At 68.6% G+C, this 22,797-nt stretch carries 28 protein-coding genes; 19 read left to right on the top strand and 9 right to left on the bottom strand.

Annotation, left to right across the window (positions count from 1 at the left end):
- The first annotated feature begins 65 nt into the window (after positions 1–65).
- A complete protein-coding gene (locus VPA02S_RS05595) occupies positions 66–395 on the top strand; it encodes a DUF3579 domain-containing protein (protein WP_018903283.1) in 330 nt (109 codons plus the stop codon).
- A 138-nt stretch (positions 396–533) separates the two neighbouring features.
- On the opposite strand, the gene rpsT is transcribed toward VPA02S_RS05595, so the two are convergent.
- The gene (rpsT, locus tag VPA02S_RS05590) at positions 534–848 is read right to left on the bottom strand and encodes a 30S ribosomal protein S20 (RefSeq protein WP_007831346.1); all 315 of its coding nucleotides are present in this window, start codon (positions 846–848) and stop codon (positions 534–536) included.
- Positions 849–953: 105 nt separating this feature from the next.
- On the opposite strand from rpsT, the gene murJ reads away from it, so the two are divergent.
- The 6 genes from murJ to VPA02S_RS05560 all read left to right on the top strand — a co-directional run bounded on the left by murJ (position 954) and on the right by VPA02S_RS05560 (position 6,211).
- On the top strand, positions 954–2,507 hold the full coding sequence (murJ, locus tag VPA02S_RS05585) for a murein biosynthesis integral membrane protein MurJ (protein WP_062362704.1): 1,554 nt from the start codon (positions 954–956) through the stop codon (positions 2,505–2,507).
- Positions 2,508–2,607: 100 nt separating this feature from the next.
- Positions 2,608–3,459: a SirB1 family protein gene (locus VPA02S_RS05580; protein WP_012746600.1), complete on the top strand. Its 852-nt coding sequence runs from the start codon at positions 2,608–2,610 to the stop codon at positions 3,457–3,459.
- Positions 3,459–3,887 (top strand): bleomycin resistance protein, encoded by a 429-nt coding sequence (locus VPA02S_RS05575; protein ID WP_018903285.1) that lies wholly within the window; start codon positions 3,459–3,461, stop codon positions 3,885–3,887. Before VPA02S_RS05580 ends, VPA02S_RS05575 begins: the two co-directional genes overlap by 1 nt.
- A gap of 129 nt (positions 3,888–4,016) precedes the next feature.
- On the top strand, positions 4,017–4,445 hold the full coding sequence (locus VPA02S_RS05570; RefSeq protein ID WP_018903286.1) for a YciI family protein: 429 nt from the start codon (positions 4,017–4,019) through the stop codon (positions 4,443–4,445).
- 29 nt (positions 4,446–4,474) lie between these two features.
- Positions 4,475–4,894 (top strand): YciI family protein, encoded by a 420-nt coding sequence (locus VPA02S_RS05565; protein WP_018903287.1) that lies wholly within the window; start codon positions 4,475–4,477, stop codon positions 4,892–4,894.
- A gap of 3 nt (positions 4,895–4,897) precedes the next feature.
- Positions 4,898–6,211: an RNA polymerase sigma factor gene (locus VPA02S_RS05560; protein WP_062362702.1), complete on the top strand. Its 1,314-nt coding sequence runs from the start codon at positions 4,898–4,900 to the stop codon at positions 6,209–6,211.
- 26 nt (positions 6,212–6,237) lie between these two features.
- On the opposite strand, the gene VPA02S_RS05555 is transcribed toward VPA02S_RS05560, so the two are convergent.
- From VPA02S_RS05555 to purM, 5 genes are all read right to left on the bottom strand, one after another.
- A complete protein-coding gene (locus tag VPA02S_RS05555; protein WP_062362699.1) occupies positions 6,238–7,239 on the bottom strand; it encodes a GlxA family transcriptional regulator in 1,002 nt (333 codons plus the stop codon).
- Positions 7,197–7,829 carry a DJ-1/PfpI family protein gene (locus VPA02S_RS05550; RefSeq protein WP_062362696.1) on the bottom strand — a complete coding sequence of 211 codons (633 nt, stop codon included), beginning with the start codon at positions 7,827–7,829 and terminating at the stop codon, positions 7,197–7,199. The genes VPA02S_RS05555 and VPA02S_RS05550 overlap by 43 nt, the downstream gene beginning before the upstream one ends.
- Positions 7,826–8,410: a cysteine hydrolase family protein gene (locus VPA02S_RS05545; protein WP_062362693.1), complete on the bottom strand. Its 585-nt coding sequence runs from the start codon at positions 8,408–8,410 to the stop codon at positions 7,826–7,828. The genes VPA02S_RS05550 and VPA02S_RS05545 overlap by 4 nt, the downstream gene beginning before the upstream one ends.
- Positions 8,411–8,518: 108 nt before the next feature.
- The gene (locus tag VPA02S_RS05540) at positions 8,519–9,583 is read right to left on the bottom strand and encodes an AI-2E family transporter (RefSeq protein ID WP_062362690.1); all 1,065 of its coding nucleotides are present in this window, start codon (positions 9,581–9,583) and stop codon (positions 8,519–8,521) included.
- A gap of 42 nt (positions 9,584–9,625) precedes the next feature.
- Positions 9,626–10,666, bottom strand: a complete 1,041-nt coding sequence (gene purM, locus VPA02S_RS05535) for a phosphoribosylformylglycinamidine cyclo-ligase (RefSeq protein ID WP_062362687.1) — start codon at positions 10,664–10,666, stop codon at positions 9,626–9,628.
- A 119-nt stretch (positions 10,667–10,785) separates the two neighbouring features.
- Between purM and hda the strand changes: the two genes are divergently transcribed.
- The 5 genes from hda (at position 10,786) to VPA02S_RS05510 (ending at position 15,564) form a co-directional block, all read left to right on the top strand.
- Positions 10,786–11,472, top strand: coding sequence for a DnaA regulatory inactivator Hda (gene hda, locus VPA02S_RS05530; protein ID WP_026283844.1), 687 nt, complete (start codon positions 10,786–10,788; stop codon positions 11,470–11,472).
- A gap of 19 nt (positions 11,473–11,491) precedes the next feature.
- A complete protein-coding gene (gene pcnB, locus VPA02S_RS05525) occupies positions 11,492–13,132 on the top strand; it encodes a polynucleotide adenylyltransferase PcnB (protein ID WP_062362685.1) in 1,641 nt (546 codons plus the stop codon).
- Positions 13,129–13,779 (top strand): 2-amino-4-hydroxy-6-hydroxymethyldihydropteridine diphosphokinase, encoded by a 651-nt coding sequence (gene folK, locus VPA02S_RS05520; RefSeq protein WP_155736559.1) that lies wholly within the window; start codon positions 13,129–13,131, stop codon positions 13,777–13,779. Before pcnB ends, folK begins: the two co-directional genes overlap by 4 nt.
- Positions 13,780–13,895: 116 nt before the next feature.
- Positions 13,896–14,540, top strand: coding sequence for a DUF47 domain-containing protein (locus VPA02S_RS05515; RefSeq protein ID WP_012746613.1), 645 nt, complete (start codon positions 13,896–13,898; stop codon positions 14,538–14,540).
- Between the two features lie 13 nt (positions 14,541–14,553).
- Entirely contained in the window at positions 14,554–15,564 is a 1,011-nt protein-coding gene (locus VPA02S_RS05510) for an inorganic phosphate transporter (RefSeq protein ID WP_012746614.1), read from the top strand.
- Positions 15,565–15,588: 24 nt separating this feature from the next.
- Here VPA02S_RS05510 and VPA02S_RS05505 read toward each other — a convergent pair whose 3' ends face one another.
- Both VPA02S_RS05505 and VPA02S_RS05500 read right to left on the bottom strand, forming a co-directional pair.
- Positions 15,589–16,035, bottom strand: a complete 447-nt coding sequence (locus tag VPA02S_RS05505) for an NINE protein (protein ID WP_018903297.1) — start codon at positions 16,033–16,035, stop codon at positions 15,589–15,591.
- The gene (locus VPA02S_RS05500; protein ID WP_012746616.1) at positions 16,032–16,556 is read right to left on the bottom strand and encodes a GNAT family N-acetyltransferase; all 525 of its coding nucleotides are present in this window, start codon (positions 16,554–16,556) and stop codon (positions 16,032–16,034) included. Before VPA02S_RS05500 ends, VPA02S_RS05505 begins: the two co-directional genes overlap by 4 nt.
- Positions 16,557–16,740: 184 nt before the next feature.
- Here VPA02S_RS05500 and rpsP point away from each other — a divergent pair, with 184 nt between their 5' ends.
- The 7 genes from rpsP (at position 16,741) to hisC (ending at position 21,846) form a co-directional block, all read left to right on the top strand.
- Complete coding sequence (gene rpsP / locus VPA02S_RS05495; RefSeq protein WP_007831311.1) at positions 16,741–17,004, top strand: 30S ribosomal protein S16; 264 nt, start codon at positions 16,741–16,743, stop codon at positions 17,002–17,004.
- Positions 17,005–17,020: 16 nt separating this feature from the next.
- Positions 17,021–17,575 (top strand): ribosome maturation factor RimM, encoded by a 555-nt coding sequence (rimM, locus tag VPA02S_RS05490; protein ID WP_021006209.1) that lies wholly within the window; start codon positions 17,021–17,023, stop codon positions 17,573–17,575.
- 16 nt (positions 17,576–17,591) lie between these two features.
- The gene (gene trmD, locus VPA02S_RS05485) at positions 17,592–18,338 is read left to right on the top strand and encodes a tRNA (guanosine(37)-N1)-methyltransferase TrmD (RefSeq protein WP_012746618.1); all 747 of its coding nucleotides are present in this window, start codon (positions 17,592–17,594) and stop codon (positions 18,336–18,338) included.
- A gap of 93 nt (positions 18,339–18,431) precedes the next feature.
- The gene (gene rplS / locus VPA02S_RS05480) at positions 18,432–18,815 is read left to right on the top strand and encodes a 50S ribosomal protein L19 (protein ID WP_018903298.1); all 384 of its coding nucleotides are present in this window, start codon (positions 18,432–18,434) and stop codon (positions 18,813–18,815) included.
- Positions 18,816–18,974: 159 nt separating this feature from the next.
- Positions 18,975–19,694 (top strand): CoA pyrophosphatase, encoded by a 720-nt coding sequence (locus VPA02S_RS05475; RefSeq protein ID WP_012746620.1) that lies wholly within the window; start codon positions 18,975–18,977, stop codon positions 19,692–19,694.
- A 48-nt stretch (positions 19,695–19,742) separates the two neighbouring features.
- On the top strand, positions 19,743–20,744 hold the full coding sequence (locus VPA02S_RS05470) for a CobD/CbiB family protein (protein WP_062362682.1): 1,002 nt from the start codon (positions 19,743–19,745) through the stop codon (positions 20,742–20,744).
- A gap of 13 nt (positions 20,745–20,757) precedes the next feature.
- A complete protein-coding gene (gene hisC / locus VPA02S_RS05465) occupies positions 20,758–21,846 on the top strand; it encodes a histidinol-phosphate transaminase (protein ID WP_062362679.1) in 1,089 nt (362 codons plus the stop codon).
- Here the strand turns inward: hisC and rsgA are convergent.
- A complete protein-coding gene (gene rsgA / locus VPA02S_RS05460; protein ID WP_062362676.1) occupies positions 21,840–22,796 on the bottom strand; it encodes a ribosome small subunit-dependent GTPase A in 957 nt (318 codons plus the stop codon). The genes hisC and rsgA overlap by 7 nt on opposite strands.
- Position 22,797 lies beyond the last annotated feature (1 nt).

Below are 22,797 nucleotides of genomic sequence, written 5' to 3'. Positions count from 1 at the left end.
CGAAAGGCGCCCGGATAGAATCGCTTGTTGCACCGCAGCACCTGCTGCGGGCGCCTCATTCAACGATGATTTCCCCCACTGCCAAAGAAATCTTCATCCAGGGCATCACCCACGATGGCCGGACTTTCCGCCCCAGCGACTGGGCCGAGCGGCTGGCCGGCGTGATGTGCTCCTTCCGCCCCGGCGGCGCCTATCCGGGCAGCCACCTGAGCTATTCGCCCTGGTGCATTCCGACCACCATCAACGGGGTCAAGTGCGTGGTGGTGAACCGCGCACTGCGCGACGCCGAGCCCATGGCCTGGGACTTCTGCGTGAACTTCGCGCGCGACAACGACCTGCAGGTGGCCGAGGCCTGCCTGGTGCCCGACGTGCCGGACGCGCCGCCCAAGGCCTGAGCGGGCGGCTTCCTCCGGCAGGAAGGAAGCGATCGGACATGAAAAAACCGCCCGAAGGCGGTTTTTTACACTTTGCTGCAGCGCACCCCGATCAAACGGCGGACCGGAGGATTCCGGTCCGGGCTTGCCTGACAGGTGTCAGGCGGCGGCCTTTTCAGGCGCGAGGGCGAGGGCCTTGACCTTCGCCGACAGGCGGCTCTTGTCGCGAGCAGCCTTGTTCTTGTGGAAGATGCCCTTGTCGGCGACGGTGTCGACGATGCTCTGGGCCTTCGCGAAGAGTTCGCTTGCCTTGGTCTTGTCGCCGGCCAGGACGGCCTTTTCGACATTCTTCACGGCGGTGCGGTATTTGGAGCGCAGCGAGGTGTTCGCAGCGTTGAGCTTGGTGTCCTGGCGGACGCGCTTACGGCCGGAGGCGAGGCGCGGGTTCTTTTTCTTGGGCTTGGCGGATGCCATGGTTTGGTTCCTTAGGTGTCTGAGGATGATGCAGCAAAGCCCTCCATTATAGGCCGGGTTGCCTTTTTCGCCGAATCGGGGCTTGGCGGGCCCTACACTCGCCCCGTGTCCCTGTTCAAATCCGCTTCCACCGTATCCCTGCTGACGCTCGCTTCGCGGATCACGGGCCTCGTGCGCGACGTGCTTTTTGCCTCGGTGTTCGGCGTCAGCGCGCTGACCGACGCGTTCAACGTCGCCTTTCGCATTCCCAACCTGTTCCGGCGGGTTTTCGGCGAAGGCGCCTTCAGCCAGGCCTTCGTGCCGGTGCTCGCGGCGCGCAAGACCGAGGCCGGCCAGGAGGGCGCCAAGGCGCTGATCGACCACGTCGCCACGCTGCTGACCTGGGCGCTGGTGGTGGTTTGCGTGGCCGGCGTGGCTGGCGCGCCGCTGCTGGTGTGGGCCATGGCCAGCGGGCTGGCGGGCTTCGACGCGGCCGTGGTCATGACGCGCTGGATGTTTCCCTACATCGGCTTCATGTCGCTGGTGGCGCTGGCGGGCGGCATCCTGAACACCTGGCGCAAGTTCGCGGTGCCGGCCGCCTCGCCGGTGCTGCTCAACATCGCGCTGATCCTGGCGATCGTGGTCGGGGCGCCGCTGTTCCGCCGCTACGGCATCGAGCCGATCTATGCCCAGTGCGTGGGCGTGCTGGTCGGCGGCGTGCTGCAGCTGGCCATCCAGGTTCCGGCGCTGCGCGCGCTGGGCCTCATGCCGCGCATCGGCACGGGTTTCAAGGCGCTGGGCGACGCCTGGCGCGACCCCGCCACGCGCCAGGTGCTGAAGCTGATGCTGCCCGCCCTGCTGGGCGTGAGCGTGGCGCAGATCTCGCTGCTCATCAACACGCAGATCGCCTCGCACCTTGCGGTCGGCAGCGTGACCTGGATCGGCAACGCCGACCGCCTGATGGAATTCCCGACCGCGATGCTCGGCGTGGCGCTGGGCGTGGTGCTGATGCCGCAGCTGGCCGGCGCCCGCGCGGCCAAGGACGATGCGCGCTACTCGTCGCTGCTCGACCTGGGCCTGCGGCTGGTGGTGCTGCTGTCGGCGCCGTGCGCCGTCGCTCTGCTGCTCTTTGCGAAGCCGCTGGTGGCCGTGCTGTTCCACAACGGCGCCTACCAGGGCGAGGACGTGCAGCGCACCACCGTGGCGCTGATGGGCTACGGCGTCGGGCTGGTCGGGCTGGTGGCCATCAAGGTGCTCGCGCCCGGCTACTACGCCAGGCAGGACACGCGCACGCCCATGCTGATCGCCGTGGGCGTGCTGGTGCTGACCCAGGTCCTCAATGTCTTCCTGGTGCCGGTGCTGCAGCATGCGGCGCTCACGCTGACGATTGCCATCGGCGCGCTGGTCAATGCGATCTGGCTGCTGGTCGGCCTGATCCGCCGCGGCAGCTACAAGCCCGAACCCGGCTGGGGCAGGTTCGCGCTGCAGGTGCTGGCGGGCATGCTGGTGCTGGCGGCCCTGCTGGCCTGGGGTTCGCGCCACTTCGACTGGATCGGCCTGCGCGAGCAGCGCTTGCTGCGCATCGGCCTGCTGGCCGCGCTGATCGCCGGCGCGGCGCTGCTGTATTTCGCGGTGCTCACGGCGCTGGGCGTGCGGCTTCGCAGTTTCATGCGCCGGTAAGAGGGCGCCTGGCGCGGCTTTACCCAACGGGCGGTTTTTCGGCTTGCGCAAGCTGAAAACACCGCCTTGACGCTCCCCGAATGCTCCTCTACAAAGACACATGACGTTCAGCTTTCAGGTTCCCACGGCCCTGGCGTATTTCGAATCGCTGGTGCAGAGCGACGAGCACTTTCCGCTGCTGGAGGCGGCCGCCAGCCTCGCACAGGACGAATACCCCGACCTCGACGTGCAGCAGGTGCTGGGCGACGTCGACCAACTGCTCGCGCGCCTGAAGCGCCGGCTGCCGGCCGATGCCGCACCGCTCGCGCGGCTGCGCGCGCTCAACCAGTTCTTCTTCAACGACCTGAACTTCGGCGGCAACGTCAACGACTACTACGACCCCGACAACAGCTACCTGAACGCCGTGCTGCGCACGCGCCGCGGCATTCCCATTTCGCTCGCGGTGCTGTGGATGGAGCTTGCGCAGGGGCTGGGCCTGCAGGCGCGCGGCATCGGCTTTCCGGGCCACTTCATGCTCAAGGTCACGCTGCCGAAGGGGCAGGTGGTGATCGACCCCTTCACCGGCAAGTCGCTCTCGCGCGAAGAACTCGGCGAGCGGCTCGAACCCTACAAGCGCAGCAACGGGCTGGTCGGCGATTTCGACGTGCCGCTGGGCCTGTACCTGCAGCCCGCCAGTTCGCGCGAGATCATCGGGCGCATGCTGCGCAACCTGAAGGAAGTGCACCGCGCGCAGGAAGACTGGCAGCGCGCCATCGCCGTGCAGGACCGCCTGATCGCACTGCTGCCCAACGCCTGGGGCGAGTACCGCGACCGCGGCATCGCGCATGCCGAGCAGGGCAACACCGCAGCCGCCGTGCGCGACCTGGAAACCTACCTCGCGCATGCGGAAGACGCGCTCGACGTCGATGTCATTGCAGAGCGCGTCGCGGCGCTGCGGCGCGAATCCGACTGATGGCCGCCAGCACCGGCGTGGCCGACGCCCCCGATCTCGGCACCCTGCATGAATTCCACGGCGTGCAGCCGGTGCTGCCGGTGTCCGACGCCGCGCGCGCCGCGCGCTGGTTCCGCGACGTGCTGGGCTTCGAGATCGACTTCATCGCCGGCGAACCGCCGAGCTATGCACGGGTCAAGAAGGGCGACCGCAGCTACGGCGACCCGGTCTACCTGCGGCTGTGGCAGTGCAACACCCGCGGGGCGCCGCCCTGGCGCGGCGAGATCGTGATCCACGTGGGCAAGGACATCGACGGCCTGCACGCGGCCTATGCGAAGCGCGGCGTCACGGTGATCGAGCCGCCCGTCTCGCAGCCCTGGGGCCTGCGCGAATTCGCCATCCGCGAGCCCGACGGGCATGTGCTGCGCTTCTGCGGCTACCTGCCCTGAAGCTCTGATACATAAAATTACAAATTGATCGAGGCAGGCGTGTCGATCGGGCTTGCGCTCGTGCGACGTGTGAACAGGAGCGCGCGGTTTCAGTGCCTCCCGATTTCATCAACCTTCAGGAGAAACGACATGCGATTCATGGTTCTGGTCAAGGCCAACAAGGATTCCGAAGCCGGCGTGATGCCGAGCACCGAAGTGCTCACCGCCATGGGCAAGTTCAACGAGGAGCTGGTCAAGGCCGGCGTGCTGCTCGCGGGCGAAGGGCTGCACCCGTCATCCAGGGGCGCACGCGTGCGCTGCGAAGGCCTCAAGCGCACCGTGATCGACGGTCCTTTCGCCGAGACGAAGGAATTGCTCGCGGGCTTCTGGCTGCTGCAGGTCAAGTCGAAGGAGGAAGCCATCGAGTGGATCAAGCGCAGCCCGTTCCAGGAGGGCGAGATCGAGATCCGCCAGGTGTTCGAAGCCTCCGATTTCGGCGACTCGATGACGCCCGAGCTGCTGGCGCAGGAAGAGCGCCTGCGCGCCGAATCCGAGGCCCGGGCCAAGGCCGGCCGCTGAACGGCAGCGCCGCACCGAAGGAGACCGCCATGCGATTCATGCTGCTGATGATTCCCCACGGCTACGAAAGCGCCGCGCCCGGCACCATTCCCGACGACGTCGATGCGGTGGCGGCCATGATGGCCTACAACGAGTCGATGCAGAAGGCCGGCGTGCTGATCAGCTGCGACGGCCTGCATCCGCCCTCGATGGGCGCGCGCGTGAGCTTTCCGGGCCGCAAGCCCAAGGTGGTCGACGGCCCCTTTGCCGAGGCCAAGGAGGTGCTCGGCGGCTACTGGATCATCGACGTGCCCTCGCGCGCCGACGCCATCGAATGGGCCACGCGCTGCCCCGGCAGCGAGAACGAGGTCATCGAGGTCCGCCAGATCCAGGAAATTGCCGACTTCCCGCCCGACGTGCAGGCGCTGACCTCCGAATTCGCGTCGATGCAGGCGGTCAAGAAGACCTGAGCCATGGGTGCTTCCGAGGGCCGCGGCGGCGGAGGTGGCGAGGCCGCCGTCCACCGCAGCATCGAGGCGGTGTGGCGCATCGAATCCGCGAAGATCATCGCCACCGTCGCGCGCATGGTGCGCGACGTGGGCCTGGCCGAGGAACTGGCGCAGGACGCGCTGGTGTCGGCCCTCGAGCAATGGCCCGAAAAAGGCGCGCCCGACAACCCCGCCGCCTGGCTCACGGCCGTGGCCAAGCGCCGCGCGCTCGACCGGCTGCGGCATCGGCAGCTGGCCGAGCACAAGGCGCCCGAGATCGGCCGCGAGCTCGATGCGCAGCACGAGATGGCCCAGGCCGATTTCGCCGAAGCCGTCGATGCGGCCATCGACGACGACATCGGCGACGACCTGCTGCGGCTGGTCTTCACCGCCTGCCACCCGGTGCTTTCGACCGAGGCGCGCGTGGCGCTCACGCTGCGCCTGATGGGCGGCCTCGGCACCGACGAAATTGCGCGCGCCTTTCTCGTGCCCGAAGCCACCGTGGCGCAGCGCATCGTGCGGGCCAAGCGCACGCTGCTCGAAGCGCGCGTGCCCTTCGAGGTGCCGCGCCGGCATGAGCTCCAGGCGCGGCTCGCCTCGGTGCTCGAGGTGCTCTACCTGATCTTCAACGAAGGCTACTCGGCCACGGCCGGCGACGACTGGATGCGTCCCGCGCTGTGCGAGGAAGCCATGCGCCTGGGCCGCATCGTGGCCGAGCTCATGCCCGATGCCTCGGAAGTGCATGGCCTGGTGGCGCTGATGGAAATCCAGGCCTCGCGCACGGCCGCGCGCGTGGGCGCCTCGGGCGAGCCGGTGCTGCTGCTCGAGCAGAATCGCGCACGCTGGGACCACATGCTGATCCGCCGCGGCCTGGCGGCACTGGCGCGTGCCGAGGCGCTCGGCGGTGCCTTCGGCCCGTATGCGCTGCAGGCGGCCATTGCCTCCTGCCATGGCCGTGCGCGCACGGCCGAAGAAACCGATTGGCCGCGCATCGCCGCGCTCTATGACGCGCTGGCCGAGCTGTCGCCGTCGCCCATCGTCGAATTGAACCGCGCGGTGGCGCTGTCGATGGCCTTCGGGCCGGCCGCGGGGCTCGAGGTGGTGGATGCGCTCGTGGGCGAGCCGGCCTTGCAGGCCTACCACCTGCTGCCGGCGGTGCGCGGCGACCTGCTCTTGAAGCTCGGCCGCCGCGCCGAGGCGCAAAAGGAATTCGACCGCGCCGCCTCGCTCACGCGCAACACGCGCGAGCGGACCCTGCTGCTGGCGCGTGCGCGGGCCTGCGCGGCTGTGCAGGGCTGAAACTCCTCGCGGGGCCGGCAGAGCTGCTACGCCTTCGATGCCGAGGCCGAAGGCGAGCCAGGCAATCCGAACTGGTGCCAGGCGCGCCGCAGCTGCGTGTCAGAGCCGAAGCCCGAGATTTCCGCCGCCCGCGTCACGCTCGCGCCCGAGGCCAGCGCCAGCTGCGCGGCCGCCAGCCGCAGCCGGCGCAGGTAGGCCAGCGGCGCCACGCCCGCGTGCTCGACGAACAGCCGCGTCAGGTGCCGCGCCGAGGTATGCGCCACTTCGGCCATCCGCGGCACGCTCCAGTCGGCCTGCGGCTGCTCGCTGACGGCGTCCTGCACGCGATGCAGCGCGGCATGCAGGTGGTTGCGGTGGGCCAGGAAGGGCGACAGCTCCGGATCGTGCGGGCCGCGCCGCTGCGCCACCACCATCGTCTGCGCCACCTGGGCGGCCAGCGCTTCGCCGCACAGGTCGGCAATGCGGTGCAGCACCAGGTCGATGCCGGTGGTGACGCCCGCGCTGCTGTACACCGGCGGATCGATCACGAACACGCGGTTGGCGACCACCTCGCAGCGCGGCTCCACTGCGCGCAGTTCGTCCAGGTGATGGTGGTGCGTGGTCGCACGGCGGCCCGAAAGCGCGCCGGCATGCGCGGCCAGCAGTGCACCGGCGCAGACCGTGACCAGTTCGAGCCGGCCGCGTTCGAAGCGCTGGCCGCGCAGCCAGTGCAGCAGCTCCTGCGTCTCGGCGTTGTCGATCGGGATGGTGTCTCCGGGCAGTCCGACCAGCACGACCCAGGCCGGGCCATGCCATTGCGCCGGCAAGGGCGAGAGGTTGGCGAGTGCCACGCCGACCGACCCGATCGACGTGGGCCGCGGGCTGGCGAATTCGATCTCGAAGCGCTCGGGCTGGCCCGCCGCACGCAGCCGCTGGTTCGCGATGCGCAGCGCCTCGGCCGGGCCGGCCCAGTCGAGCACCAGGCTGCCCGGCAGCAGCACGAACACTACGCGGATGGGCTTTTGCTGCTGCTGCTGCTGGAGATCCATGCGTAGTCCATCTGGCGCGCGGTGCGCTCGGCCAGCGGGTGGCCGGCCAGGCGTTCGACCAGGTACAGGCTCATGTCGATGCCCGCGCTGATGCCCGCGGAGCTGACGATGCGGCCGCTGTCGACCCAGCGCTCGTTTTCGCGCACGTCGAGCAAGGGGAACTGCTCGCGCAAGTCCGCGATGTCTTCCCAATGGGTGGTCACGGCTTCGCGCACGGCCACGCCGCTTTTGGCGAGCAGGAAGACGCCGGTGCAGACCGAGGCGACCAGCTGCGCGCCGGCCGCGCAATCGGCGATCCAGCGCAGCGTGGCGGGGCTTGCCATCGGGGCATCGACCACGCCGCCGGGCACGACCAGCAGGTCGGCCATTGGATTCGCGGCCAGGTCGTGGTCGGCCAGCAGGCGCAGGCCGGCGCGCGCCTGCACCGGCTCGTTGGCGCCCAGCGCCACCGAGGCAACCTCGAAAGGCGCCGGCGCGCCGGGATTCATGCGCTGGCTCACGCGGCTTGCGGTGGTGAACACCTCGAACGGCCCCGCGAAGTCGAGGGCCTCGACGCCGTCGTAGGCGAGGATTCGAACACGCAAGGTCATGCGGCCACGCTTTCGCCGGTTTCGATTCCGGCGCGTTGCAGTGCCTGCGCCACGCTGCAGACGGTGGCGAACCGGCCGTCCAGCACGGCCGCCGTGCGCGCCTTGATGTCGGCCGCGGCAAGCGATTGGCCGTCGGGCTGCGGCATGTCGAAGGTCAGCGTGGCCTCGGTCACGTAGTCGACCTCCCAGCCCAGGTCCGAGGCGTGGCGCGCGGTGGTTTCGCAGCATTGCTCGGTGCGGATGCCGCTCACGATCAGCCGGCCGATGCCCTGCTGCGTGAGCCAGATGTCGAGCCCGCTGTTGACCAGCGCGCTGTGGCGGTGCTTGGTGAAGGTGGCCGCCGCCTCGAAAGCCGCCAGGCCTTCGATCGGCCGCACCAGGCCCGATTCGACCGCGAAAGGATGGCTCGCAGTGGCGGGACCGTCGACGTGGAAGATGCGCACGATCGGAAGGCCGGCGGCCAGGCAGCCCTCGATCAGCGCGTTCTGGGCGGCGAAATAGGGCTGCGCGACGTGTTCGGACCAGTAGGCGCGCTGGCGAAACGATTCCTGCGCGTCGATCACAATCAGACAGGATTTCATGGCGTGGGCTCGAAAGGGCGAAGTGGATGATGCCGCCTATTCTTCTGCGCCGCCAGCGCATGGTCCGCGCCGAAGCGGACCAGAACCGATCAAATCAGGACATCAGGGCTAAACCAGGCCTGCGGCCTGCAGCTCTTTCTTGAGGTACGCATAGAAAAGCGGCGCCGCCACCAGCCCGGCCGGGCCGAACACCGCCTCGGCCACGAACATCACTGCCAGCAGTTCCCACACCCGCATCTGCGTGCGGCTGCCGACCACCTTGGCGTTGATCACGTATTCGGCCTTGTGGATGATGATCAGGAACGCCAGGCAGGCCAGCGCCGTCACGGGCGACACCGACAGCGCCACCAGCGTGATCACCGAGTTGCAGACCAGGTTGCCGACGATGGGCACCAGGCCCGCCACGAAGGTCAGCGTGATCAGGGCCGGCGTGTAGGGCAGGTGAGGGCCCCAGAGCGGCATCAGGAACAGCAGGAAGATGGCGGTCAGCAGCGTGTTGAAGGCCGCGATCCAGAACTGCGCGGCCACGATCTGGCCGAAGGCCTCGCCGAAGATCGCGATGCGCCGGTGCAGCTGCGCGGCGAGCGGCCGGCGCTGCAGCGGCGAAGGCGCAATGGCCGCCAGCCCGCCCACGATGAGCCCCACGTAGGCAAACAGCAGGCCGCCGAGCCATGCCCGTTCGGCCAGCGCCAGCGAACCGGCCTGCGCGCGCAGGTAGTTGGCCACCACGCGCTGCACTTCGGCCGCGCCTTCGGGCAGGTAGACCGCAATTTCGGGTGGGAGCTTGAGCCGCAGTTCGAGCACCGTGCGCGCCGTGTAGTCGAGCAGCTCGCGGTACTGGTCGGGCGCGTCGAGGATGTACTCGCGCGCCTGCGACAGGCCCAGGGAGATCAGCGCGATGGGCGCCAGCAGCACCAGCGTGACGGCCAGCACCCGGGCCGGCACGTCGGCACGTTCGAACGGCAGCTTCAGCCGCGCCAGGCCGCCGACGATCAGCCGCGTGAACCAGCGGGTGGCCAGGAAGCCGATGCACACGCACAGCAGGCCGGGCAGCAGGTGCTGCCACATCACCAGCAGCAGCGCGGCCGGCATCAGCAGGTAGCTGGCCAGCACCACGTTGCGCGAGGCGGGCTGGGGCTTGGTTTCGAAAGTGGCGAGGGAGGGCTTGGCCATCAGGGTCCGGGTGCTGCGCTGGCGAGCCTCGGAGCGAGGAAATCAGCCAACCACGACGGCGGCGCCCGTGCCGCGCTCGGCGATGGTGCCGATCTCGAACACCGATTCGCCGGCCGTGCGCAGCGTGGCAGCGCAGGCTGCGGCCTCGGCCGCGTCGATCACCACCACCATGCCGATGCCGTTGTTGAAGGTGCGGTTCATCTCGATGTCGTCGATGCCGGCCACCTTCTGCAGCCAGGCGAAGAGTTCGGTCTGCGGCCAGCTGCCCTTCCTGAGGTGGGCGGCCGTGCCTTCGGGCAGCACGCGCGGAATGTTCTCGAGCAGGCCGCCGCCCGTGATGTGGGCCAGCGCCTTGATCGGGTGCCTGGCCAGCGCCTCGAGCACCGGCTTCACGTAGAGGTGGGTGGGTTCCATCACGGCTTCGCGGAACGGCTTGCCGTCGAGCGTGGCGGGCAGGTCGGCCCCGGCGCGTTCGATCACCTTGCGCACCAGGCTGAAGCCATTGGAATGCACGCCGGCCGAGGCCAGGCCCAGCACCACGTCGCCGGGCTTCACGTTCTGGCCCGTGAGGATCTTCGACTTTTCGACCGCGCCGACCGCGAAGCCCGCCAGGTCGTACTCGCCGGCCGGGTACATGCCGGGCATTTCGGCGGTTTCGCCGCCGATCAGCGCGCAGCCGGAAATCTCGCAGCCGCGGGCGATGCCGCCGATCACGGCCGCGGCCGTGTCCACCTCGAGCTTGCCGCAGGCGAAATAGTCAAGGAAGAAGAGGGGTTCGGCGCCCTGCACCAGCACGTCGTTGACGCTCATGGCCACCAGGTCGATGCCGACCGTGTCGTGCATGTTCCATTCGAAGGCCAGCTTGAGCTTGGTGCCCACGCCGTCGGTGCCGCTCACCAGCACCGGCTCCTTGTAGCGCTTGGGCACCTCGAACAGCGCGCCAAAGCCGCCGATGCCGGCCAGCACGCCTTCGCGCAGGGTCTTCTTGGCGAGCGGCTTGATGCGGTCGACCAGTGCGTCGCCGGCATCGATATCGACACCTGCATCCTTGTAGCTGAGCGGGGTGGGCGTGGGGGAAGTCATGGTCGGACGGTGTCGAGAAGGGCGGGAAGGTGGAGGCGCCGGCGACCGAAGCGGCCGGGCCGATAGAATTCCTCACGATTTTAAGGGCCCTCCGGGCCCCCTCCATGAACCTTCCCGGGATGAAACAGCTCGCGCTCGATATCGGCATTGCGACGGGCCCCAGCTTCGACGCTTTTTTTGCCGGCCCGAACGAGGCGGCGCTGCGGCACCTGCAACTGTGGGTGGGCGGCGCCGGCAGCGCCGTGCCCCACTCTCCCGTGCCCACCTATCTTTGGGGCGAAGGCGGCAGCGGCAAGACCCATCTGCTCGAATCGGTGCGTGTGGCGCTGCGCGAGCAGGGCGCGAGCGTGGGCTGGCTGCATGCCGGCGTGCTGGAGCCGCCCGAATTCGACGAGCGCTGGGGTGCCGTGCTGCTCGACGACGTGCACCTCTACACCGCCGTGCAGCAGCACGCGGCCTTCAACTGGTTCGTCAACGCGCAGACGCTGCAGCGCGGCGTGGTGGCCGCGGGCGCGCTGCCGCCGGCCGACCTGCCGCTGCGCGAGGACCTTCGCACCCGGCTGGGCTGGGGCCATGTGTTCCACCTGCAGGTGCTGAGCGAAAGCGAACGCCGCGCGGTGCTGCGCCAGGCCGCCGACACGCGCGGCGTCATGCTGTCGGACGAGGTGCTCGACTACATGCTGCACCGCTTCAGCCGCGACCTGGGCAGCCTGATGGAGCTGCTCACGCAGCTCGACGGCTATGCCCTTCAGACACAGCGCGCGATCACGATCCCGCTGATCCGATCCATGCTCGAAAACGAATAGAGAAGAGCTTCAACCAACAATGATCAAGAAATTCATCGACAAGCTGCTCGGCAAATCGGCCGGCGGCGCACAGGGCAAGAGCCGCTTCGGCAAGCGCCAGGAGGTGCCGGCAGAGGTTCACAAGATCGATCCAGCCCTGGTCGACGAACGTGCCAGGAACGTCGTCACCACGCTCCAGCAGGCCGGCTACGAGGCCTACGTGGTGGGCGGCGCGGTGCGCGACCTGCTGCTGGGGCTGCGCCCCAAGGACTTCGACGTGGCCACCAACGCCACGCCCGAGCAGGTCAAGTCGCTCTTCCGGCGTGCCTTCATCATCGGGCGGCGCTTTCGCATCGTGCACGTGGTGTACGGCCGCGGCCGCGAGCACGAGGTGATCGAGGTCTCGACCTTCCGCGCCTACATGGACAACGCCGCCGCCGAGCAGGTGGCCGGCAACGAGCGCACCAGCAAGGGCGAGCTCGCGAGCATGAAGCATGCGGTGGACGCCAGCGGCCGCGTGCTGCGCGACAACGTCTGGGGCCCGCAGGAGGAAGACGCGGCGCGCCGCGACTTCACCGTGAACGCCATGTACTACGACCCCGCCAACCAGGTCGTGGTCGACTACCACAACGGCATCCGCGACGCCCAGAAGCTCACGCTGCGCATGATCGGCGACCCGGCCACGCGCTACCGCGAAGACCCGGTGCGCATCATCCGCGCGATCCGCTTCTCGGCCAAGCTCGCGGCGCTGGGCTTCAAGATGGAAGCCAAGACGGCCGCGCCGCTGGTCGAGTCGAGCAAGCTGCTGGCCGACGTGCCGCAGAGCCGCCTGTTCGACGAAATGCTCAAGCTGCTGCAGACCGGCCATGCCATTGCCACGGTCGAGCAACTGCGCAAGCTGGGCCTCGCCAAGGGCATCTATCCGCTGCTCGACGTGGTGGTGGAGCGGGCCGACCAGCCCTTCGTGAAGGCGGCGCTGCAGGACACCGACCGCCGCGTCGGCGAAGGCAAGCCCGTGGCGCCGAGCTTCCTTCTGGCCTGCGTGCTGTGGGCCGACGTGCGCGACGGCTGGGCCCAGCGCGTCGAGGGCCGGCACGGCCAGCGCCCGCAGCCGCCATTCCCGGCGCTGCAGGACGCGATCGACGACGTGTTCAATGCCCGCATCGGCGATGTGTCGGGCCGCGGCAAGCTCGCCGCCGACATGCGCGAGATCTGGATGATGCAGCCGCGCTTCGACAAGCGCACCGGCTCCACGCCCTACAGCCTGGTCGACCAGGCGCGGTTCCGCGCCGCCTTCGACTTCATGCGGCTGCGCGCCGACGTGGGCGAGGTCAGCGAGGCCATCGCCGAGTGGTGGCAGGAGTTCAGCACCGCCGACGACGTGCGCCAGCAAGACCTGCTGGAGCAGGTGCGCGACGAGCAGAAGACCCGCCAGCGCGTGCGAACGCGCGACCCGGTCGCGCCCAAGCCCTCCCGCGGCGAACCGGCGCCGCGCCAGCGCCAGCCCGAGGCCGACACCCGTCAGGGCGACGAGGCCGAGGAAGTCGAGGTCGAGGCCGGCGCCGTGCCGCCCGATGGCGAGCCGGCCGCGCCGCGCAAGCGCCGGCGCCGCCGCAAGCCGCGCACCGGCGGTGGTGGTGATGGCGGCGGCGAGGGCGGCGGGAGCGCCGCAGCCGAATGAGCGCACCGAACCGGCCGAAGGACGGCAAGAGCGGCGGCGGCCAGGGACGGCCGCCATCGCGCGGCGGCCCTTCGCCGAAGCCGAAGAGCAGCGGACCGGCGCCCGCGCGGCGCGCGCCCAGCCGGCCCGCGGGCAAGGCCGGGTCCGCCGGTGCGCCCCCTCGCCGCACGCGCGAGGACTATCCGACCGTGCAGGCCTTCGTCGCCATCGGCGCCAACCTCGGCGACGCCCGGGCCGCCGTGACGGCGGCCATGGACGCCATCGGCACCATCGAGCGCACCGTGGTGACGGCGCGCTCGTCGCTCTACCGCAGCGCGCCGGTCGATGCGGCCGGGCCCGATTTCATCAACGCCGTGGTGGCCGTGCGGACCGGGCTCACGGCCGAGGCCTTCCTGGCCGAGCTGCACCTGCTGGAGGAGCAGGCCGGCCGCGAGCGGCCCTTTCCCAATGCGCCGCGCACGCTCGACCTCGACCTGCTGATGCACGGCAACGCGATCAAGGACACGCCCGCGCTGGCCTTGCCCCACCCGCGCATGCGCGACCGCGCCTTCGTGCTGAAGCCGCTTGCCGAGATCGCGCCCGACAAGGTGCCGCGCGCGGCGCTTGCCCGCGTTTCCTCGCAGGTCATCGAGCGGATTCGCGACTGAGCGGCCAGGGGCGGCGAACCCCGCCGGCCGGGCGGCTTTGCGCCGCCCATTACACTTGCGCGGTTTTTCATGACGTTGTCACGCATTTGTGGCAGCGGCGAACCCAGGAGAGCGCCATGTTCGGCAAGCTGCTGCCCCGCGAGGGGAATTTTTTCGAGATGTTCAACCAGCACGCCGAGCGCATCGTCGAAGCGGCGCGGGCGTTCGAGCAACTCGTGGCCAATTACAGCGACGTGCACCTGCGCGAGCAGTACAACCGCGACGTCGACAATGCCGAGCGTGCGGCCGACCGCGTCACGCATGACGTCAACCGGCTGATCCACAAGACCTTCATCACGCCGATCGACCGCGAGCAGATCCACAAGCTCATCAATACGATGGACGACGTGGCCGACCTGATCCAGGACTCGGCCGAGACCATGGCGCTGTACGACGTGCGCCACATGACCGACGAGATCGTGCGCCTCACGGCGCTGAGCGTGAAGTGCTGCGACCGCCTGAAGGACGCCGTCAAGTTCCTCGGCAAGATCGCCGACCCGGCGGTGGCCGAGGCCACGCTCAAGACCTGCGAGGAAATCGACCGCCTCGAATCGGACGCCGACCGCGTGATGCGCAGTGCCATGAGCAAGCTGTTCCGCGAGGAGCCCGACGTGCGCGAGGTGATCAAGCTCAAGGCAATCTACGAATTGCTCGAGACGATCACCGACAAGTGCGAGGACGTGGCCAACGTCATCGAGGGCATCGTCCTCGAGAATTCCTGAGCGGTAAGCATCGATGGCAACGGTTCAGGTCGCCCTCTGGGTGGTGATGGTGCTGGTCGCGCTGGCGATCCTGTTCGACTTCATGAACGGCTTCCACGATGCGGCGAACTCGATCGCCACCGTGGTGTCGACCGGCGTGCTCAAGCCGGGCCACGCCGTGCTGTTCGCGGCCTTCTTCAACCTGGTCGCGATCTTCATCTTCCACCTGAGCGTGGCGGCAACGGTCGGCAAGGGCATCGCCCAGCCGGGCGTGGTCGATGTGCACGTGGTCTTCGGCGCGCTCGTGGGCGCCATCAGCTGGAACCTCGTGACCTGGTACTACGGCATTCCGAGCAGCTCGTCGCACGCGCTGATCGGCGGCATCGTGGGCGCCGTGATCGCCAAGACCGGTACCGGCGGCCTGGTGGCGTCGGGCATCTGGAAGACCGTGGCCTTCATCTTCGTTTCGCCCTTCCTCGGCTTCGTGCTGGGCTCGATGATGATGGTGCTGGTGGCCTGGGGCTTCCGGCGCGCCACGCCCTCGCGCATCGACCGCTGGTTCCGGCGGCTGCAGCTGGTGTCCGCCGGGGCCTACAGCCTGGGCCACGGCGGCAACGACGCGCAGAAGACCATCGGCATCATCTGGATGCTGCTGATCGCCACCGGCTACGCCTCGGCCACCGACGCGAGCCCGCCGACCTGGACCATCGTGAGCTGCTACGCCGCGATTGCGCTGGGCACCATGTTCGGCGGCTGGCGCATCGTGAAGACCATGGGCCAGAAGATCACCAAGCTCAAGCCCGTGGGCGGCTTCTGCGCGGAAACGGGCGGCGCGCTCACGCTGTTCCTGGCCACCGCGCTGGGCATTCCGGTGTCGACCACCCACACCATCACCGGCGCCATCGTCGGTGTGGGTTCCGCGCAGCGCGCGAGCGCGGTGCGCTGGGGCGTGGCGGGCAACATCGTCTGGGCCTGGATCTTCACGATCCCCGCGTCGGCCTTCGTGGCCGCCATCGCCTACTGGATCAGCCTGCAGATCTTCTGAGTTTCCGGCGCGCGCTGCGGCCGGCTATTGCGAGATCTTCCGGCCCTCTTCGACCTGGTGTTCGAAGTAGCGCTGGAAGCTGAACACGATGCTGGCCATCAGCACCGTGGTGCCGAACAGGAGCGCCAGCACCACGGCGCCGATCGTGGCCCAGTTGGTGCGGCCCGGCGCGGCGTCCGAAGGTGCGCTGCCGTTGAAGCGGGCGTTCCACTTCTCGGGCGCCATGAGGCCGTAGACGATGGCCGTCAGCGCGCATCCCGCGATGGTGAAGCCCAGGAGCGGAATCAGCACCCAGCTCCAGCCGTCGTCCAGGCCGTACATGCGCGCGCGCTCGATGCCGTACAGGCCGAGCGCCGTGGGAATGGGCAGCAGCCAGCCGAGCCAGTCGCCGATGCCGCGCAGGTAGAACCGGTGCAGGCCCAGCGGGCCGCCCAGGAAGGAGAGCCAGGCGGCAATGGTCTTGTTTTTCATTCGGGTTGGGTGGTGCTGCCTTCGCCGAGCACCTTTTCCATCAGGACCACGTCGCGCCATTGGCCGAACTTCCAGCCGCAGTCCTTGAGCACGCCCACGTGCGTGAAGCCCTGGCTGCGGTGCACGCCGACCGAGCCGGCATTGGCCGAATCGCCGATGACGGCGATCAGCTTGCGCACGCCCACCGCTTCGGCGGCCTGCGAGAGGGCGGCCAGCAGCTGGGCGCCCAGGCCCTTGCCGCGTGCGGCTTCGGACATGTAGATCGAGTCTTCGGCCGAAAAGCGGTAGGCCGGGCGCGGCTTGAACCAGTTGCAGTAGGCAAAACCCAACACTTCGCCATCTTCTTCGGCCACGAGGTAGGGCAGGTTCTTGCCGAGCACGTCGGCGCGCCGCGCGGCCATGTCGGCGGCAGAGGGAGCTTCGGTCTCGAAGGTGCCGGTGCCGGTCAGCACGTGGTGGGCGTAGATGGCCGTGATGGCCGCGATGTCTTGGTCGCGGCTGGGGCGGATGGTGAGGGTCATGCAGGTGGCAAACGGAATGCGGCGGGCGCGGAAATTCGGAGAAAACGCAGGTCGGGCTATAATCGCAGGCTTTTCAGCGTGTCGCTGGCCGGGTGGCCATGTCGCGTGTCTCGACGTTGAAAGAACACTGTGAGCGGGCCTCTTGTCAAAAAAACGGGCTTGCTGCACCACCCAAGGATAAATCATGGTCGTCATTCGACTTTCCCGCGGCGGCTCCAAAGGCCGTCCGTTCTTCAACATCGTCGTGTCGGACAAGCGCGTTCGCCGCGATGGCCGTTTCATCGAGCGCCTGGGTTTCTACAACCCGACCGCCAAGGAAAACGAAGAAAGCATCCGTATTGCCCAGGACCGCCTGGCCTACTGGAAGAGCGTTGGCGCACAAGCTTCGCCCACGGTCCTGCGCCTGATCAAGCAAGCCGCAGCCGCAGCCCCCAAGGCAGCTGCCTAAGCTGCCCGGCACGCCGATGCTGCCCGCACTCGAAGCCGCCGAATTGCCGGCGGATGCGATCGAGGTAGGACGCATCGCCGATGCATGGGGCATCAAGGGCTGGTTCAAGGTCCTGCCCCACAGCGCCCAGCCCGAGGCGCTTTTTTCTTCCAAGCGCTGGTTCCTGCAGGCTCCCGGAGCCTCGGCAACCGCGGCTTTCCGGCTCGCGATCCGCGAAGCCAAGGAACATTCCGACTGCATCGTCGCCTCCTCCGAGGACGTGCCTGACCGCAACGCGGCCGAGGCGCTCCGCGGCGCGCGCGTGTTCGTGCCGCGCTCGAGCTTTCCCACGGCCGGCGACGACGAGTACTACTGGGTCGACCTGATCGGCCTTGCGGTGGTCAACCGCGAAGGCGTGGCGCTCGGCACGGTGCGCGAATTGCTCGCCACTGGCCCGCAGACCACGCTGGTGCTCGCGGCCGAGGAAGACGGCAAGGCCATCGAACGCATGGTGCCCTTCGTCTCGGTCTTCGTCGACAAGGTCGACCTCGCCGGCCGCCTCATCACGGTCGACTGGCAGCCCGATTTCTGATTGCGGGCTCGCGCGCATGCGCTTCGACGTCCTCACGCTCTTTCCCGAACTGTTCGCGCCCTTCATGGCCAGCGGCGTGACGCGCCGCGCCTACGAGTCGAAGCAGGTCGAGGTCGTGCTCTGGAACCCGCGCGATTTCGCGCAGGGCAACTACAAGCGCGTGGACGACCGGCCCTTTGGCGGCGGCCCCGGCATGGTGATGATGGCCGAGCCGCTGTCGGCCTGCCTCGACGCGGCGCTGGCCGCGCGCGGCTCGCAGGCGCCGGTCGTGCTGTTCTCGCCCATTGGCGAGACTTTGCGCCACGAAGCGGTCGAGCGCTGGTCGGCCAGCGAGGGCGCGGTGCTGGTCTGCGGGCGCTACGAAGGCATCGACCAGCGCTTCATCGACACGCGGGTGACGCACCAGGTCAGCCTCGGCGACTTCGTTCTCTCGGGCGGCGAGATCGCGGCCATGGCGCTGCTCGATGCCGTGGCGCGGCTGCAGCCCGGCGTGCTGGGCGACGAGGCCAGCCATGTGCAGGACAGCTTCAATCCCTCGCTCGACGGCCTGCTCGATTGCCCGCACTACACCCGGCCGGAGCAATGGAACGGGCAGGGCGTGCCGGCGCCGCTGCTGTCGGGGCACCACGTGCAGATCGAGCGCTGGCGCCGCGACCAGCGCCTGGCCATCACGGCCGCCCGGCGGCCCGACCTGATTGCCGCCGCACGCGCCGCCGGCCGCCTGAGCAAGGCCGATGAGGCGGTCCTGAAAAAAAAGCTATAATCTTCGGTTCCCCGATCCTCTGCCCGGCCGCGCCTGGCTTGAAACCGAAGGCGCCTTTTGTGTAGCGCGAGCACGATCGAATATCAGGAAATCATGAACCTCATCGAAACCCTCGAGCAGGAAGAAATCGCCCGCCTCGGCAAGAAGATCCCCGATTTCATGCCCGGTGACACGGTCATCGTCAGCGTGAGCGTCGTCGAAGGCACCCGCAAGCGCGTGCAGGCCTACGAAGGCGTCGTGATCGCCAAGCGCAATCGTGGCCTCAACAGCGGCTTCACGGTGCGCAAGATCTCCAGCGGCGAAGGCGTGGAGCGTACGTTCCAGACCTACAGCCCGCTGATCGCCGGCATCGAAGTCAAGCGCCGTGGCGATGTCCGCCGCGCCAAGCTGTACTACCTGCGCGAGCGCAGCGGCCGTTCGGCACGCATCAAGGAAAAGCTGCCGGGCAAGTCGCAAGCAGCGTCGGCCGCCAAGTAAGCCGCCTTCCTGCCGTGCAAAAAGCCGCCGCTCTGGCGGCTTTTTGCGTTGTGCGCCGTGCACGCTTCTTGCAAAAAGAAGGCGCGGCCAGACAGCGCGGCTTTTTTACGCTCTACTCCTTCACTGAAACTCTCTCACTTGACCCACTCCACCGCCCCCATGCAACTCGCGCCCGTCGAACCCGTCAATGCCGTGGTGCCGCCCACGCTGCTGCCGTTCGACCCGCGCGAGGCGCCTGTGGTCGGCGGCCCCGACGGCCTGCCCGCGGTGGCGCCCGCGCAATTGACCACCGAGGCCCTGCGCAGGCGATTTGCCACGCCGCCCGAATGGACGCCCGAATTGCGGCGCGAGCCGCGCCTGACCGACCGCGCCCCGGCGCAGGCGGCCGTGCTGGTGCCCATCGTGCAGCGCCCGCAAGGCGCCACCGTGCTGCTGACCGAGCGCACGGCGCATTTGTCCAACCATTCGGGGCAGGTGGCGTTCCCGGGCGGGCGCGTCGACCCCGAGGACGCCAACATCGCGGCGGCCGCGCTGCGCGAGGCCTGGGAAGAAGTGGGGCTCTCGGCCCAGTACATCGAAGTGCTTGGAAGCCTTCCGACCTACACCACCGTCACCTCGTTCATCGTGACGCCGGTGGTCGCGCTGGTGAAGCCGGAGTTCGAACTCACCATCAATCCCTACGAAGTGGCGCTGGCCTTCGAGGTGCCGCTGGCCTGGCTCATGGACCCGGCCAACCACCGCCGCCACACGGTGCCCGCGCCCGACGGCACCCGCCGCGAGTGGTATTCGATGCCCTACCAGGACGGCAGCGAAGAGCGCTTCGTCTGGGGTGCGACCGCGGGCATGCTGCGCAATCTCTATCGCTTCCTCAGCGCCTGATCTCGGCCCGTGCCGCGCCTGTGCAGGCGCCCTCGCTATCATCGAAGGATGAGCTTCTTTGCCATCCTGTGTGCGTTGCTGATCGAGCAGGTGAGGCCGCTTGCCTCCCACAACCCGGTGTACGGCGGCGTGCTGGCCTGGACGCGCTGGACCAGCCGCAATTTCGACGCCGGCAAGCCGCACCACGGATGGGTTGCATGGGGCCTTGCGGTGCTCGTGCCCACGCTGATGACGCTGGGCATCCACCTGCTGCTGGTGTTCACGCTGGGGCTGCCGTTCGCGGTGCTCTGGAGCGTTGCGGTGCTCTACGTCACGCTCGGTTTCCGACAGTTCAGCCACCACTTCACGGACATCCGCGACGCGCTCGACGAAGGCGACGAGCCGCTCGCGCGCTCGCTGCTGGCGCACTGGCAGGGCGTGGACGCGGCCGAACTGCCGCGCAGCGAAATCGTCCGTCACGTGATCGAGCATTCGGTGATCGCGGCGCACCGCCATGTGTTCGGCGTGCTGGCCTGGTTCTCGGTGCTCGCCGCCCTGGGCCTGGGGCCGGCCGGCGCGGTGTTCTACCGCATGAGCGAGTTCGTCTCGCGCTACTGGCACCACAAGAATGGTGCGGCGGTGCAGCCCTCGAGCGTCTCGGTGCAGCGGGCCGCGGAGAGCGCCTGGCATGCGATCGACTGGCTGCCCGCGCGCATCACCGCACTGGGCTTTGCCGTGGTCGGCAGCTTCGAAGAGGCGATCGACTGCTGGCGCAATGACGCGCGGCGCTTTCCGAGCGAGAACGACGGCGTGATCCTCGCGGCGACCTCGGGCGCGGTCAACGTGCGCCTGGGCGGCGGCGCGCTGAGTCCGATTCCCGTCACCGATCCGCTCCCGCGCGCGCAGGCCGGCGATTCGATGGCCGATGGCCGCCGGCTCGACAGCGGCAGCACGCCGGGCCGCGAGCCCGAGCCCGGCCACCTGCGCAGCGTGGTGGGCCTGGTGTGGCGCTCGGTGGTGATGTGGATGGTGCTGCTGGCCCTGCTCACGCTGGCCCGCCTGCTCGGCTGAGCGGCAGAAAATCATGACCACCCCCGCACCGGCCTTCTGGAGCCCGCGCATCGCCGCGCTCGAACCCTACGTGCCCGGCGAGCAGCCGCGCATCGCCAACCTCGTCAAGCTCAACACCAACGAGAACCCGTATCCGCCGTCACCGCTCGCCATCGACGCCATCCAGCAGGCCGCGGCGAATGGCCTGGAGCGCTATCCGGACCCCGCCTCGCTCGCGCTGCGCGAAGCGGTGGCGCGGCGGCACGGCCTGCAGGCCGGCCAGGTCTTTGCGGGCAATGGCTCGGACGAGGTGCTGGCGCATGCCTTCTTTGCCTTCTTCCAGCAGGCCGAGCCGTTGCTGATGCCCGATGTGAGCTACAGCTTCTACCGGGTCTATGCGCAGCTCTACGGCATCGGCTGCGAACTGCTCCCGGTCGACGAAGGCCTGCGCATCGACGTCGATGCCATGGCGGCCCGCGCCCGCGGCGGCTGCGCGGGCCTGGTGATCGCCAACCCGAATGCGCCCACGGGCATCGGGCTGCCGCTCGCGCGCATCGAGCAGCTGCTCGCAGCCTGTCCCGAGCGCGTGGTGCTGGTCGACGAGGCGTATGTCGATTTCGGCGGCGAGAGCGCGCTGCCGCTCATCGGCAAATATCCGAACCTGCTGGTGGTGCAGACCTTGTCCAAGTCGCGTTCGCTGGCGGGCCTGCGGGTCGGCTTTGCCTGCGGGCAGGCGCATCTGGTCGACGCGCTGGTGCGCGTCAAGGACAGCTTCAATTCCTATCCGCTCGACCGGCTTGCCACCGCCGGCGCGGTGGCGGCGCTCGAAGACGAGGCCTGGTTCCAGACCACGCGCGACAAGGTCGTCGACACCCGCGAAGGGCTCAGCCTGCAGCTCGAAGACCTGGGCTTCGAAGTGCTGCCTTCGCAGGCCAACTTCGTGTTCGCGCGCCATCCGAAGCGCGATGCCGCCGAACTGGCGGCGCTGCTGCGCGAGCGCGCGGTGCTGGTGCGGCATTTCAGGCAGCCGCGCATTGCGCAGTACCTGCGCATCAGCATCGGCACGCGCGAGCAGTGCGGGGCGCTGGTGCAGGCGCTCGAATCGATCTTGGGCGTTCAGTAGCGCGACTGGCTGAGCTCGGCGAAGAGTTCGCCGTAGATCCTGTAGCGCGTGGCGCTGATCGGCCCCGGCTTGCCGGGCGTGTCCACGTTCGCGATCACGCCGCAGCCCGGCTCGTGCAGATGGGTGCAGTTGTAGAACTTGCAGTCGTTCGCATGCTCGGCAATGTCGGGCATCAGGCCCGCGAGCTGCATCGGCGCGATGTGGTTGAGGCCGAATTCCTGGAAGCCCGGCGAATCGATCAGGCTGGTGGTGCGCGCCTCGTCGACCCAGTACCAGGTGGTGCTGGTGGTGGTGTGCTTGCCCGAATTCAGCGCCTGCGAGATCTCGCCGGTCAATGCGGTGGCACCGGGCACCAGCAGGTTGATCAGCGTGCTCTTGCCGGCGCCCGAGGGGCCCAGCACCAGCGTGCTCTTGCCAGCCAGCAGCTTCATGAGCGATGCGTAGTCGGCTTCGCCCGACGCCTTGAGCGAGAGCGGCAGCACGCCATGGTGCATGCGGCGGTAGGGCGCGAGCTTGTTCCATGCGCGCTCGAAGGGCTCGGCCAGATCGCTCTTGTTGAGCGCGATGATCGGCGTGATGCGTTCGGCTTCGGCGGCAATGAGCGCTCGCGCGAGTTGATGCTCCGAGAACTCCGGCTCGGCCGCGATCAGGATCAGCACGTGGTCGAGATTGGCAGCGAACGACTTGGTGCGGATTTCGTCCTGGCGGTAGAAGAGGTTGCGCCGCGGCACGACTTCCTCGATGGTGCCTTCGTCTTCGCTGGCCTGCCAGCGCACGCGGTCGCCGACCACGGCCTGGCTCTTCTTGCCGCGCGGATGGCAGATCAGGCGCTCGCCCGCAGGCGTTTCGACCAGGCAATGGCGGCCGTGGCTCGCGATGACCAGGCCGTCGTGAAGAATGCGCGCGGAGGTGCCGGCCCCCTTGGCGGGAGTGCGGCCCGGCTTAGCCAAC

Origin of the sequence: Variovorax paradoxus NBRC 15149, assembly GCF_001591365.1 — a bacterium.
Lineage (GTDB): Bacteria > Pseudomonadota > Gammaproteobacteria > Burkholderiales > Burkholderiaceae_C > Variovorax > Variovorax paradoxus.
This window is presented reverse-complemented; position numbering and strand designations above follow the sequence as displayed.

Bases quoted from the DNA above. Each gene is read 5' to 3' on its own strand.
- VPA02S_RS05595 (WP_018903283.1), top strand. From the start codon at position 66: ATGATTTCCCCCACTGCCAAAGAAATCTTCATCCAGGGCATCACCCAC.
- rpsT (WP_007831346.1), bottom strand. From the start codon at position 848: ATGGCATCCGCCAAGCCCAAGAAAAAGAACCCGCGCCTCGCCTCCGGC.
- VPA02S_RS05580 (WP_012746600.1), top strand. From the start codon at position 2,608: ATGACGTTCAGCTTTCAGGTTCCCACGGCCCTGGCGTATTTCGAATCG.
- VPA02S_RS05575 (WP_018903285.1), top strand. From the start codon at position 3,459: ATGGCCGCCAGCACCGGCGTGGCCGACGCCCCCGATCTCGGCACCCTG.
- VPA02S_RS05570 (WP_018903286.1), top strand. From the start codon at position 4,017: ATGCGATTCATGGTTCTGGTCAAGGCCAACAAGGATTCCGAAGCCGGC.
- VPA02S_RS05565 (WP_018903287.1), top strand. From the start codon at position 4,475: ATGCGATTCATGCTGCTGATGATTCCCCACGGCTACGAAAGCGCCGCG.
- VPA02S_RS05560 (WP_062362702.1), top strand. From the start codon at position 4,898: ATGGGTGCTTCCGAGGGCCGCGGCGGCGGAGGTGGCGAGGCCGCCGTC.
- VPA02S_RS05555 (WP_062362699.1), bottom strand. From the start codon at position 7,239: ATGGATCTCCAGCAGCAGCAGCAGCAAAAGCCCATCCGCGTAGTGTTC.
- VPA02S_RS05550 (WP_062362696.1), bottom strand. From the start codon at position 7,829: ATGACCTTGCGTGTTCGAATCCTCGCCTACGACGGCGTCGAGGCCCTC.
- VPA02S_RS05545 (WP_062362693.1), bottom strand. From the start codon at position 8,410: ATGAAATCCTGTCTGATTGTGATCGACGCGCAGGAATCGTTTCGCCAG.
- VPA02S_RS05540 (WP_062362690.1), bottom strand. From the start codon at position 9,583: ATGGCCAAGCCCTCCCTCGCCACTTTCGAAACCAAGCCCCAGCCCGCC.
- purM (WP_062362687.1), bottom strand. From the start codon at position 10,666: ATGACTTCCCCCACGCCCACCCCGCTCAGCTACAAGGATGCAGGTGTC.
- hda (WP_026283844.1), top strand. From the start codon at position 10,786: ATGAAACAGCTCGCGCTCGATATCGGCATTGCGACGGGCCCCAGCTTC.
- pcnB (WP_062362685.1), top strand. From the start codon at position 11,492: ATGATCAAGAAATTCATCGACAAGCTGCTCGGCAAATCGGCCGGCGGC.
- folK (WP_155736559.1), top strand. From the start codon at position 13,129: ATGAGCGCACCGAACCGGCCGAAGGACGGCAAGAGCGGCGGCGGCCAG.
- VPA02S_RS05515 (WP_012746613.1), top strand. From the start codon at position 13,896: ATGTTCGGCAAGCTGCTGCCCCGCGAGGGGAATTTTTTCGAGATGTTC.
- VPA02S_RS05510 (WP_012746614.1), top strand. From the start codon at position 14,554: ATGGCAACGGTTCAGGTCGCCCTCTGGGTGGTGATGGTGCTGGTCGCG.
- VPA02S_RS05505 (WP_018903297.1), bottom strand. From the start codon at position 16,035: ATGAAAAACAAGACCATTGCCGCCTGGCTCTCCTTCCTGGGCGGCCCG.
- VPA02S_RS05500 (WP_012746616.1), bottom strand. From the start codon at position 16,556: ATGACCCTCACCATCCGCCCCAGCCGCGACCAAGACATCGCGGCCATC.
- rpsP (WP_007831311.1), top strand. From the start codon at position 16,741: ATGGTCGTCATTCGACTTTCCCGCGGCGGCTCCAAAGGCCGTCCGTTC.
- rimM (WP_021006209.1), top strand. From the start codon at position 17,021: ATGCTGCCCGCACTCGAAGCCGCCGAATTGCCGGCGGATGCGATCGAG.
- trmD (WP_012746618.1), top strand. From the start codon at position 17,592: ATGCGCTTCGACGTCCTCACGCTCTTTCCCGAACTGTTCGCGCCCTTC.
- rplS (WP_018903298.1), top strand. From the start codon at position 18,432: ATGAACCTCATCGAAACCCTCGAGCAGGAAGAAATCGCCCGCCTCGGC.
- VPA02S_RS05475 (WP_012746620.1), top strand. From the start codon at position 18,975: ATGCAACTCGCGCCCGTCGAACCCGTCAATGCCGTGGTGCCGCCCACG.
- VPA02S_RS05470 (WP_062362682.1), top strand. From the start codon at position 19,743: ATGAGCTTCTTTGCCATCCTGTGTGCGTTGCTGATCGAGCAGGTGAGG.
- hisC (WP_062362679.1), top strand. From the start codon at position 20,758: ATGACCACCCCCGCACCGGCCTTCTGGAGCCCGCGCATCGCCGCGCTC.